Annotated in this window: 9 protein-coding genes; 3 read left to right on the top strand and 6 right to left on the bottom strand. The window is 42.6% G+C overall.

Translation table 11 applies throughout. The features are described 5' to 3' along the window. Positions 1-70: 70 nt before the first annotated feature. Together prmA and serA are read right to left on the bottom strand one after the other, a co-directional pair. Positions 71-991, bottom strand: coding sequence for a 50S ribosomal protein L11 methyltransferase (gene prmA, locus NSTC731_RS23330; RefSeq protein WP_445627001.1), 921 nt, complete (start codon positions 989-991; stop codon positions 71-73). Positions 992-1,113: 122 nt separating this feature from the next. Next, positions 1,114-2,694: a phosphoglycerate dehydrogenase gene (serA, locus tag NSTC731_RS23325; protein WP_445627000.1), complete on the bottom strand. Its 1,581-nt coding sequence runs from the start codon at positions 2,692-2,694 to the stop codon at positions 1,114-1,116. 985 nt (positions 2,695-3,679) lie between these two features. Between serA and NSTC731_RS23320 the strand changes: the two genes are divergently transcribed. After that, positions 3,680-3,889, top strand: coding sequence for a hypothetical protein (locus NSTC731_RS23320; protein ID WP_445626999.1), 210 nt, complete (start codon positions 3,680-3,682; stop codon positions 3,887-3,889). A 514-nt stretch (positions 3,890-4,403) separates the two neighbouring features. On the opposite strand, the gene NSTC731_RS23315 is transcribed toward NSTC731_RS23320, so the two are convergent. Together NSTC731_RS23315 and NSTC731_RS23310 are read right to left on the bottom strand one after the other, a co-directional pair. Continuing rightward, positions 4,404-5,258 carry a bifunctional class I SAM-dependent methyltransferase/HIT family protein gene (locus NSTC731_RS23315; RefSeq protein WP_445626998.1) on the bottom strand — a complete coding sequence of 285 codons (855 nt, stop codon included), beginning with the start codon at positions 5,256-5,258 and terminating at the stop codon, positions 4,404-4,406. Between the two features lie 65 nt (positions 5,259-5,323). After that, positions 5,324-6,124, bottom strand: coding sequence for a Uma2 family endonuclease (locus tag NSTC731_RS23310; RefSeq protein ID WP_445626997.1), 801 nt, complete (start codon positions 6,122-6,124; stop codon positions 5,324-5,326). 206 nt (positions 6,125-6,330) lie between these two features. Here NSTC731_RS23310 and NSTC731_RS23305 point away from each other — a divergent pair, with 206 nt between their 5' ends. Together NSTC731_RS23305 and NSTC731_RS23300 are read left to right on the top strand one after the other, a co-directional pair. Next, complete coding sequence (locus NSTC731_RS23305) at positions 6,331-8,559, top strand: HEAT repeat domain-containing protein (RefSeq protein ID WP_445626996.1); 2,229 nt, start codon at positions 6,331-6,333, stop codon at positions 8,557-8,559. A gap of 18 nt (positions 8,560-8,577) precedes the next feature. Then, positions 8,578-8,787 carry a type II toxin-antitoxin system HicB family antitoxin gene (locus NSTC731_RS23300; RefSeq protein WP_104908798.1) on the top strand — a complete coding sequence of 70 codons (210 nt, stop codon included), beginning with the start codon at positions 8,578-8,580 and terminating at the stop codon, positions 8,785-8,787. A 177-nt stretch (positions 8,788-8,964) separates the two neighbouring features. On the opposite strand, the gene NSTC731_RS23295 is transcribed toward NSTC731_RS23300, so the two are convergent. Both NSTC731_RS23295 and NSTC731_RS23290 read right to left on the bottom strand, forming a co-directional pair. Next, positions 8,965-11,121, bottom strand: coding sequence for a polyribonucleotide nucleotidyltransferase (locus tag NSTC731_RS23295; RefSeq protein WP_445626995.1), 2,157 nt, complete (start codon positions 11,119-11,121; stop codon positions 8,965-8,967). A 101-nt stretch (positions 11,122-11,222) separates the two neighbouring features. After that, positions 11,223-11,768: a GNAT family N-acetyltransferase gene (locus NSTC731_RS23290; RefSeq protein WP_445626994.1), complete on the bottom strand. Its 546-nt coding sequence runs from the start codon at positions 11,766-11,768 to the stop codon at positions 11,223-11,225. Between the last annotated feature and the right edge of the window lie 117 nt (positions 11,769-11,885).

Genomic DNA, 11,885 nt, shown 5'->3' with positions numbered 1-11,885 from the left:
TCACTTACTTAAAGATCCCCGACTTCTTAAATAAGTCGGGGATCTGCGGATTGCGATAATTTCTACTGGGTTAAGAACGCCGTACATTCAAGCAACACCATTCTTTGCGTTTCCACAGGGTAGCGACAACCCAGCCATTTTCTTCTAAAGCGTCAGCAACAGCTTTAGATTGTTCTAATAAAATACCACTGAAAATTGCCCAAGTTTCAGGTTTAGCGATCGCACTCATTTCTGGAATCAATTCAATAATCACATGAGCCAAAATATTGCAGACAATACCATCCACTGGGCTTTCAATTAATTTTTTCAAAACGTCTACACTTCCCTGTGCAGGCAGTAAACGTTCTGGGCTAATATGATTCAGCGTACCATTACTGATAGTTGATTGCACCGCTAAAGGGTCAGTATCCACTGCATAAACTTTCTCAGCACCCAATAACAGCGCCCCAATGGAAAGGATACCAGAACCACAGCCAATATCCGCAATTACCAAATGTTCGTGTTTGCCACTATTACCCACAAAGGACTGCGGAACTCCACTCAGCCGCATTTCCAGGGATTCCAAACATAGCTGGGTGGTCGCATGATTACCTGTACCAAATGCTACACCAGGATCGAGGCGAATTACTAATCGTTCGATTGTTTCTGGTAATGGTAGCCAAGCTGGGTTAATTAGGAAGCGATCGCCTATTTCCTGCGGATGCCAATATTGTTTCCAGCTAGTCGCCCAATCTTCCTCATCAATTAACTGCCATTGCAAAGAAGGAGATGAAACTCCTACACAGAGCGCATCTTGACGCAGCCATAGCGACAGCGCTGCTAAATCTAAAAGCTGTGTTTGAATTGTCGGCAGATAAGCCCTGACTAAAGATGAATTTCCTTTGTTTTCACTAGCCGTACCACGACAGCCAAAATCTTCCAGTCGCCAAAAGATCGTATCTTCTAGGTCTGGTTCACATAAAATATTTAGTTCCCACCAGGTGTTTGCCATATAATTTTAAATTTTAGATTTTAGATTTTAGATTAGGGACTAGGTAACGGTTAATGACCAATGCGAAAAACAATGAGCAATTAGCCATTACCAATCCAAAATCCAAAATCCGCAATCCAAAATTAAAGTGTTACTGTATACGCGTCCCGAATACCAGGGACTTTTATAATCTCATTCAAAATGCCTTCTGGTAAAGGGTCATCTATACTCAGAGCCATTACCGCATCACCACGGACGATTTTACGACCTACTTGCATACTGGCAATATTCACATTAAAACTGCCGAGTAGGGAACCAAGTTTGCCGATAATCCCTGGCATATCGCGGTGCAGGGTAAACAACATATATTTGCTAGGTGGGACGTTAATCGGGAAACCGTCAACGTCGGTGAGGTGGATTTCCCGCTCACCCAACAAAGCACCTGTGACAGAATGAGTACCTAAAGTACCTGTGGCTTCTAGATGCAGTGTACCAGCATAGTCTCTAATGGAAGCATCGCGGGTTTCAATTACCCGAATTCCGCGTTCTTTGGCTTCTATGCTGGCATTTACGTAATTTACTCGTTCCCGCAAAGCTTGGTAAAGTAGTCCTTTGAGGGCAGCGACGATTAAAGGCTGACTTTTATTGGTCGCGAGTTCCCCTTGTAGTCGAATATTCAGTACTTCTACCCTTCCACCAGCTAGTTGTCCTACTAGATTACCGAGAGTTTCTGCTAGTTGCATATAGGGTTTGAGTTCTTCCAACACATCGGGGCCGAGTCCGGGAATGTTGACGGCTGAACGTGCTGGTAGTCCTAAAAGAACATCGCGAATTTGTTCGGCAACATCAATGGCCACATTCACTTGAGCTTCTGTGGTAGAGGCTCCCAAGTGGGGAGTGAGGATGATTTCTTTACCTAGCGATCGCAATTCCGATTCACCCAGTGGTTCTGACTCGAACACATCCAAGGCTGCACCGCCAATTTTACCCGCTTTCAAAGCTGCTGCTAAAGCTACTTCATCAATGATCCCACCACGAGCGCAGTTGATAATCCGGGCTGTCGGTTTCATTTTTGCCAGAGTTGTGGCATTGATTAAGTGGGTAGTTTCTGGGGTTTTCGGAATGTGGAGGGTGATATAGTCTGCTTGCTGGAAGAGTAAATCTAGTTCCACCAACTGACAGCCAAGCTGTTCGGCTCGTTCTGTAGAAATAAAAGGGTCATAAGCTAGGAGTTTCATCCCCATTGTCTTAGCTACCGCCGCAACATGGGAGCCAATTTTACCCAAACCGACAACGCCGAGAGTTTTTTTGTAGACTTCCGCACCAACAAAGCTATTGCGATCCCACGCACCGCGTTTTACCGAAGCATTAGCATCGGGGATATGGCGAGACAAAGCCAAAATCATTGCTAGCGCGTGTTCGGCAGCGGCTATTGTATTTCCCTCTGGAGAATTGACTACGACAATTCCCCGGCGGGTGGCAGCAGGAACATCCACATTATCCACACCCACACCAGCACGACCGATGATTTTTAGCTGAGTGCCGGCTTCAATGATTTCTTGAGTAACGCGCGTACCAGACCGAATCATCAGCGCGTCATACTCACCAATAATTGCGATCAGTTCTGCTGGTTTTAGACCTAGTTTGACATCAACAGTTGCAACTTGCGAAAGAATGTCAATTCCAGCTTGGTCAATCGAATCAGAGACAAGAACCTTAGACATGATTACTTCATTTAAAGCTACAGGTTTTGCTGCACAAGACTTTTTAGTTTAGTCTTTATCTGTCGCAATTGAGCAAAAATTATTCGTTTGAATATCGACTTAACCTTAACTTACACTATCTGGTGGTGGTATCAAAGCATGAGTTGCTTTTGGTGGATACTGCCTCCTAAGTATTTGAAGGTGAGTGGCTATTTGCATCATCCTGTCGCTAAATATAAAGCATGAATAGCACTAAGCACCGATATATTTATTAATAGTTAAGAGTTACCAAAATTTTATCGGCTGAAGCAACTTTCTGAGTGGGGTAAAAATGCCTGTATTCTTGACTGGGCTGCAATTTTAGATCGGGCAATGCTATTGACAACCACCAAACGAGCGAGTAACTATTATATCTATCAAATCTTGGCTATTTCTAGATACCACAAGTGGTATCCCTTAGTCAAAGCAAAATATTGCAACTTTTATCCCAAACAGGCGTTTAAATTCACCAACCGATCGGCTTTTGATTTGTTGGTATCGCATATTACCATTAGCTTTCTGGTAAAACCTCCATCTTACCATAAAATATTTGTGCAATACTCTAAGGAAGTCGTGAAAGCTTTCTGAGTAGTTTGATGTTCTATTGAAAATGAATAAAGCTCAATGAACTAAAAATAGTTACTTCCAAAAAATTGAAGGGAAACAGGATTGTAGCTATCTTTAGAACTAGTAATTTTTATTTTTTTATTCCTAAATATTAAACTTAATCAATGCAAATTTTGGTGATGATGTTGCTTTTGTACCTCCAGAAATTGCTCAATTGATGGAAGAACAGGTTGGTGTCATGGTAATAGGCGATCGCAACTTGAATCCAAATCGATCTTGTGACTTTGGCCAGAAAATAATCACGTCAAGATGGTTATTTATCGTGTGCGAGCAAGTTAGGTAGAACAAAAATATGCGCTAACGACTGATTTGTGCGATCGCAATAAAATTTCTACATCACATGCATTTTTCCTGGGATAGAGATTGCGATCGCACAAATAGACATATTTTAGGGCAACTGCTCAAGCTCAAATACATAAATAATTTTGGGCTTAATGCAATGCACCGCGCTCAACAAGAAGCGCAACGCGCTGATATTGCAGAACAACGGGTTCGACAGTTGGCGGAACAATTAAGAGCGTTGGGAATAGATCCAGATAATCTGGCCTAACTGAAATATTTTGCAATATTTTCAACAAAACCTAAAAATTGAGATGATTACAGTAATGCTCAGAATAACAAAGTAGAGGTTGTACTGAAAAAGTATGTGATATCATGTCCGGTCAAAGACTTATCATTAAGGCAGCAGAGGGGCAGGGGGGCAGCTTTCTGGGGCAGGTTTTTTTGATTAGACAAATTTTTGGGATTTTAAAACCAAAACCATTGTCTGAGAACTTAAAACTACGTTCAATAATTGAGAACATTCTCAACTATTTATCGAAAGCCTAAAAGCCTGCCCTTGAAAGCAGGGGGGCAGAGGGGCAGAGGAGAAGGGTTTTTGGGTTTTTGCATAGATTCGGGAATCATAACTAATTAGCCGGACTTGATATGACAAAGGATTTAAGAGATGATCTCAACCTGATGAGATAAGTTTGAGCAAGTCATGATGTTTTAGGAATTTTTATAATCACTTGAAAGCGGTTAAATTACAGCAGAATTTTGAATACTGAATTATTACAGAAAAACTATTGTTTTTTAGGAATAACGTTCCTGATTCCACTTTTAGTAGAGACAGTATCACCTTTGTAGCGAGGGATGATATGAATACTGGCGTGCATAATATTTTGACCAGCAGAGCGATTGATATTCATTCCTACATTAAAGCCATCAGCTTCAAATTCTGCTTTGATAATTTCTTGGACTTTGTTCGCCATAAACCAGCAAGCAGATTGCTCTTTTAATGGAAGTTCAAAATAATTGCTGACATGAAGTTTGGGAATAACTAAAACATGACCTTTACTTATTGGATAGCCATCAAAAATAGCATAAGCTGTTGCTGATTCAGTTACTAATTTGAGATTTTTATGAGGATTACAAAATATGCAATAGTTAGATGAATTTCGCTGATGATTATAGTGAACATACTCATATATTTCTCGATATTCATCTAAGCAAATTGAAGTAAAGGGAAGTCTTGCAATGCACTGATAAGTAGGCTTTTTGTGAACATAATGTTCTCGAAATCCTTCTCTTTTGATATCCCTTCTTACAGCATAATAAGCTTTACCTCCTGGTTTTAATAAATGTGATACTTCCATTAAGACATTAGTTTGTTCTTCGGCAAATAAAACATTTAAAACATAAAAGCAAATTATGGTATCAAATTTATTATCAGGATATTCTGGAAAATAATAAGGGTCATAGCCTGTAATATCATAACCTTTTTGGCGCAATATTCTAACATCATTACCAAAGCCACAACCAAAGTCTAGTATTTTACCTTGGAGAAGATTTTGATTTAATAAAAACTGTGCCGGAAATGATAAATAACTTCTTTCAATCGCAGTAAGATGGCTGAACTGATTTTTTTGCTGTTTCATGGAATGAATTTTGGTGCTGATGTACCAAAATTATTATTCCCAGCATTTGTTAGGTTATGCGATGTCTACAACGGGCTATTCAAAGTCGAATCAGGGTCAATACCTAGCTCACGTAACTTAGCTGCTAATATATCAGCACGCTGGCGTTCTTGTTCAGCTCGTTGGCTTTCCTGTTCAGCGCGTTGGCGTTCTTGTTCAGCACGTTGACGTTCTTGTTGGGCTTGTTCGCTACTCCACAACAATAAATTTCCTTCTGTATCCCACCACCGCAGCCAATTCATGGTTTGGCATAATCTTTCACCTTGCCAAATTCCTAGAAATAACTCTAATTCAGGAATCCAGTAACGTCCATTAGCGTCTGCTTGCTGCAAAATATATTGTCCATTTTGCAAGCATCGTAGTTCTATGCTGGGTTCGTAAGGGTCGTAGGTTACGTATGTTGGAACTTGGAGAATCTTTTCGTAATAATAGAGTTTACCGTAAGGTGGAGTTGAACGGACTGATAATTCTCCGCCTTCGGTGTCTGAGAGGAATTCCATCACTACAGCCACAGCAGCACCTTCTAAATTCGGGGTGTAGCTGCGACGAACTACATTTGTTCCTACAGACTGCACTTGAGGAACATAAAACCAGTCTGGTGCTTTGACAACGATTTTTTTGTTGACAGTGGCTACAAGTCCAAAATTAGAGCCAATCAGCATTTGAGGTTGGATGCGTCCTGTGCTTCCCAAAGCATCGGTAAGTGCAGCAGCGATCGCAGGTTGTTGAATATTTTCCACTGGATCGTCTGGTAAAATGAAGTCGGCTGGAAGTGCTTCCCAAGTAACAATTGGTTCTTTTTGGATGGGGTTAACTTGTAGAACCATAAAATTATTCCTAATATTCATGCACAGTATATAGTTATTTTTAACAAATCTTCAGGTAGTACAGAGGTGCGATCGCAGCATATAAATTCAGATAATCTTAAGTTTTGGATGAATAGACGCGCACTGCCTAAAAACCTAGAAATCTGGAAGAATTTCTCAGACTGGTGTATATACTCGTAGTCAAGCACTTAGCAGGCCTGAACATTATGCTGGAATGGTTTATTGGCTGGATAGCAAGCAATGCCTTTCTGCATCGGAAATTTTTAGAATATTTCTGTGCTTGGGAGTTTGTCTGGCAGTTTGAGAAGGAAGGCAGTATTTCAATTGAGGATCTCAAAACTGAAGTTTTTGGCAAACACTGGCAAAATGAAACTTGGCATGAGGTATTGCGGCTAATTGCGGGAATGATTGATGCGAAATTTGTTGGTGAAATTCTTGATTACTTGATGGTGCAAGATGGTGAAGAGAAAAAATTTATCAACTTGTTTTTAGCAGCTAAGTGTCTTGCAGAAGTGAGAAATCGGTCGGTAATTGCGTCAGTGGCTAATAAATTATTTGGTAAGGTAAAAGACTTAACTAAATATGACCTCTGGTATTATTACACCTATGACAATGCAGAAGAAACTAAGCTAGTTCAGGAAGTCCGCATTCAAGCAATTATAACAATTGCCGCAATTTGGAAAGATAACCGTGATGCCTTACACTGCCTTAAAGACCTCACTACTGCTGATAATAAAAACTATGTCAGATGTGCAGCCATCGAAGCATTAGCCAGCAATTTCAAAGATCACCCGGACACCCGCTCATTTCTCAAAGACCTCACTACTGCTGATAATAAAAACTATGTCAGATGTGCAGCCATCGAAGCATTAGCCAGCAATTTCAAAGATTACCCGGACACCCGCTCATTTCTCAAAAACCTCACCACTGCTGATGATGGAAATGTGCGACATACAGCGATTAAAGCATTAGTCAGCGATTTCAAAGATCACTCGGACACCCACTCGTTTCTCAAAGACCTCACGACTGCTGATAATGAAAATGTGCGGCGTGCAGCGATTAAAGCATTAGTCAGCAATTTCAAAGATCGCTCGGATACCCACTCGTTTCTTAAAGACCTCGCCACTGCTGATAATCAAGGTTATGTGCGAGGTGCAGCCATCGAAGCATTAGCCAGCAATTTCAAAGATGACTCAGATACGCGCTCGATTCTCAAAGACCGCGCTACTGCTGATAATGTATGGAGTGTTAGATGTGCAGCCATCGAAGCATTAGCCAGCAATTTCCCAGATGACCCAGACACCCGCTCGATTCTCAAAGACCGTGCCACTGCTGATAATGAAGGGAATGTGCGACGTGCAGCCATCCGAGCATTAGCCAGGAATTTCCTAGATGACCCAGACACCTGCTCGTTTCTCAAAGACCGTGCCACTGCTGATAATGAAGGGAATGTGCGATATGTAGCCATCGAAGCATTAGTCAGCAATTTCAAAGATGACCCAGACACCCACTCGTTTCTCAAAGACTACGCCACTGCTGATAAATCTGAGTATGAGGGACGTGCAATCATCGAAGCATTAGCCAGCAATTTCCCAGATGACCCAGACACATGCTCGATTATCAAAGACTACGCCACTGCTGATAAATCTGATTATGTGCGACGTGCAGCCATCAAAGCATTAGCCAGCAATTTCCCAGATGACCCAGACACCCGCTCGATTCTCAAAGACCGTGCCACTGCTGATAATGAAGGGAATGTGCGACGTGCAGCCATCCGAGCATTAGCCAGGAATTTCCTAGATGACCCAGACACCTGCTCGTTTCTCAAAGACCGTGCCACTGCTGATAATGAAGGGAATGTGCGATATGTAGCCATCGAAGCATTAGCCAGCAATTTCAAAGATGACTCGGACACCCACTCGATTCTCAAAGACCGCGCCACTGCTGATAATCAATGGAATGTGCGAAGTGCAGCCATCGAAGCATTAGCCAGTAATTTCCCAGATGACCCGGACACTCGCTCGATTCTCAAAGACCGCGCCACTGCTGATAATGTATGGAGTGTCAGATGTGCAGCCATCCAAGCATTAGCCAGCAATTTCAAAGATGACTCAGATACGCGCTCGATTCTCAAAGACCGCGCCACTGCTGATAATCTATGGGCTGTCAGATGTACAGCCATCCAAGCATTAGCCAAACACTTCAGAAATCAATTTGAGTTGTTTGAGATTTACTACAACTGCGCTGTCAATGACCTCTTTGAACGTAAGCGAGATTATGAAACCAACCCTCGGCGCGTTGCACTGGAGATAATTATCAAGCAATTTCCTCAGCATCCCCAGACTTTACAACTGTTGCGCGACAAAGCAGAGAATGACCTAGATGAGCAAGTGCGGGAGTTTGCTCAACAGAAGCTGGCAGAATTAGAGAAGTAAAAGAGTGTATGAATAAATATGAAATATACAATTGTTATTCAGTGGTCTGATGAAGATGAGTGTTTTGTTGTGAGTCTTCCTGAATGGGGATTTTGTCATACTCACGGAGATACTTACGAAGAAGCTTTCAAAAATGCTCAAGAAGTTTTAGAAATGCTGATTGAATCATCTTTGGCTGACGGTCAACCTCTGCCAGAGCCAAAAACACTAGAAAAGTCGTTGAAATAATTCGTAATACTTCGGCTCCCTTCTCTACGAGAGGCTGCGCCAACGGCTTCGCTCAGGGCAAGACCTCAGTACAAGTTGGTAATTCTTAATTTGTCAATTTAGAGAAGCATACGGCGATGCCTTCACAGTAGGCATCGCGGATTTTAGATTTAATCTAATCTAAAATCCCAAATCGAGTTACCGATTCACCGCCGCCGCTTCTCTTGCTGCTGCTGCTTGGTCTGGGTGAATACCCAAGCGGGTGAGATTAATCCGACCTTTGTTATCAATTTCGCGCACTTTGATAATCACTTCATCGCCTACTGCTACTTCATCCTCAACTTTGCCAACGCGGTAGTCAGCTAGTTGAGATATGTGAATCATGCCTTCTTTTCCTGGCAAAAATTCCACAAATGCACCTATCGGTATAATCCGAGTAATGCGTCCCGCGTAGACATCCCCTTCATGCAACTTGCGGGTCATGCCTTGGATGATATTTCTGGCTCTCTTGGCCTTGTTCTCATCCACAGCGGAAATTGTCACGGTGCCATCATCTTCGATGTCAATTTTTGCACCAGTTTCCTCTGTGATTCCCTTAATAGTCTTGCCTCCAGGCCCGATGACCAAACCAATCATGTCTGAATCAATCTTGATTGTTAACAGACGTGGGGCATAAGGTGAGGTTTCAGTTCGTGGTGTATCAATGCAGGCGAGCATTTTCTCCAGAATGTGCAACCGGGCTGCTTTGGCTTGGTGGACGGCTTGGGCAATAACCTCCAAAGACAAACCGGAGATTTTCATATCCATCTGCAAGGCGGTAATTCCGGTATCCGTGCCGGCAACTTTGAAGTCCATATCGCCCAAAAAGTCTTCAATGCCTTGGATGTCGGTCAGAACTCGTACTTCGTCCCCTTCCTTAATCAGACCCATTGCCGCGCCACTGACGGGTTTGAGAATTGGTACACCAGCATCCATCAGGGCGAGGGTGGAACCGCAGACTGAACCCATTGAGGTGGAACCGTTGGAAGAAAGTACTTCCGATACGATGCGAATCACGTAGGGAAATTGTTCTTTTGACGGTATCACAGGTATTAGCGCTCGTTCTGCCAATGCCCCGTGACCAATTTCCCGCCTTCCTGGGGCCCGCATTGGCTTGGTTTCCCCGACTGAGAACGGCGGGAAGTTGTAATGATGCAGATAACGCTTGTGCTGATCTAGCTGCATGTCATCGTTGAGGTTTTGAGCATCCCCAGGTGTACCCAGAGTACAAGTGGATAATACCTGAGTTAGTTCCCGGTTAAATAAACCGCTGCCGTGAACTCGCTTTGGTAAAACATTAACTAAACAAGAAACCTGACGCACTTGATCGAGTTTACGACCATCAACGCGGACGTTATCTTCGATGATTTGTCGCCGCATGAAGTGTTTGGTAATATCTTTAAAAGTGTTACCAAGTGCTTTTTTATTTGTAGTTGCGGCAACTCGAATCGGATCTTCTTCTGGCAGTTCGGTAATCGTCGCGGCAATTTCATCCTTGACGACATCTAAAGCTGCATCGCGTTCGGGTTTGCTCAAACTAAATTGAGACAGGATTTTCTTAATCTCGCCACTAGCGCGATCGCGGATATAATTTTCTAGGGTTTGGTCTACTTCTGGTGGTGCTTCTTGCACTATTACTAGACCCAGTTCGGCGATTAAATCTTGCTGCGCTTTGATTAAGTCCCGCACTGCTTCATAACCAAAGTCAATCGCCTCAAGAATATCTCGCTCTGGCAACTGATTGGCTCCTGCTTCCACCATGATCACGCCATCTGGTGAACCTGCTACTACCAGATCCAAGTCTCCGGCTTCAATTTCTGCATAAGTGGGGTTAATAATGAAATCATCTCCCACTAAACCAACCCGCACTGCTGCCATTGGCCCATTAAAAGGAATCTGGGCAATCAGGGTAGCAATTGAAGCACCTGTAACTGCTAACACATCGGGTGGCACTAACTCGTCCATCGACAGTGTTAAGGCAATAATTTGCAGGTCATCCCTTAGCCATGAAGGAAACAAAGGACGCAGGGGACGATCTATAAGACGGCTGGTGAGAATTGTTTTTTCTGGTGGGCGACCTTCGCGCCGCATGATCCCGCCGGGAATCCTACCAGCGGCATATAGCCTTTCTTCATAATCTACAGTCAGGGGAAGAAAATCAATGCCTTCTCTGGCTTGCGATCGCGTAGCCGTCACTAAAACGGATGTATCCCCTGATTCTATCAAAACTGACCCACCTGCCTGGGGAGCTAGTAGGCCTACTTTCAGTCGAATATCCCTTCCATCGAAGGATATTGACTTATCAACTTCTGCCATTCAGTTTTTTTTCCTTCTCTTTCGCTATTCTCTTTCTGTGGCAATCCTAACATTTATGCCCTATGGCTGACTTCTAGTACATACAAAGATAGACAAGTCGTTTAACGCAAAGTGTGATACAAGATTAGAGCGTCTACTACCTGCCCATTCTCGAGCTTTGCCGCACCCGGAATTCGCCCAATAATTTCAAATCCTAACGACTGCCAAAGTGTAATTGAAGGTATATTAGTCTCAAAGACCAAATTAAACATTACTGCTTCGTAGCCCAGGTTTGCTGCGATCGAAAGCATAGCCTCTCCCATGAACCGTCCTAAACCCCGACCGCGTAATCCAGGTTGTACAATAAAACCAGCGTTGCAAATATGGCTACACCGACCGGGAAAGTTTGGCTTTAAATAAAACGCCCCTAATATTTCTTTTGACTTGTGTGTAGGATCTACAACAGATGTCCTGACAACAAAGGCATCCTTGCTTAACCAGTAAGCTGAAAATTCTGTAGGAGATAGAGGTTGCTTTTGGGGATAAGTTTTACCTTCAACAATTACAACATTGAGTAACGATCTGACAACCTCTTGTTCTTGAGGATGCATATAATCCAGTTCCACTAACATCCCGGTTTTTAAGACTTTAATTAGGGGAAAATTCATGATTAACAATGTTTATATGAAATAATTACTGAAATATTTATTATATTATGAGAAAATTGGGCAATAAATTTTGTTGATAAGATGCAAAAAATCGAATAATTGTGATTTTAATTCTAG

The organism is Nostoc sp. DSM 114167 (genome assembly GCF_052692655.1).
The sequence above is the reverse complement of the archived record's forward strand: the minus strand, read 5'-3'. Positions and strand labels throughout refer to the sequence as shown.

What these genes read in the sequence shown, in the direction of transcription:
- prmA (WP_445627001.1), bottom strand. Translation starts at nt 991, where the DNA reads ATGGCAAACACCTGGTGGGAACTAAATATTTTATGTGAACCAGACCTA.
- serA (WP_445627000.1), bottom strand. Translation starts at nt 2,694, where the DNA reads ATGTCTAAGGTTCTTGTCTCTGATTCGATTGACCAAGCTGGAATTGAC.
- NSTC731_RS23320 (WP_445626999.1), top strand. Translation starts at nt 3,680, where the DNA reads ATGCATTTTTCCTGGGATAGAGATTGCGATCGCACAAATAGACATATT.
- NSTC731_RS23315 (WP_445626998.1), bottom strand. Translation starts at nt 5,258, where the DNA reads ATGAAACAGCAAAAAAATCAGTTCAGCCATCTTACTGCGATTGAAAGA.
- NSTC731_RS23310 (WP_445626997.1), bottom strand. Translation starts at nt 6,124, where the DNA reads ATGGTTCTACAAGTTAACCCCATCCAAAAAGAACCAATTGTTACTTGG.
- NSTC731_RS23305 (WP_445626996.1), top strand. Translation starts at nt 6,331, where the DNA reads ATGCTGGAATGGTTTATTGGCTGGATAGCAAGCAATGCCTTTCTGCAT.
- NSTC731_RS23300 (WP_104908798.1), top strand. Translation starts at nt 8,578, where the DNA reads ATGAAATATACAATTGTTATTCAGTGGTCTGATGAAGATGAGTGTTTT.
- NSTC731_RS23295 (WP_445626995.1), bottom strand. Translation starts at nt 11,121, where the DNA reads ATGGCAGAAGTTGATAAGTCAATATCCTTCGATGGAAGGGATATTCGA.
- NSTC731_RS23290 (WP_445626994.1), bottom strand. Translation starts at nt 11,768, where the DNA reads ATGAATTTTCCCCTAATTAAAGTCTTAAAAACCGGGATGTTAGTGGAA.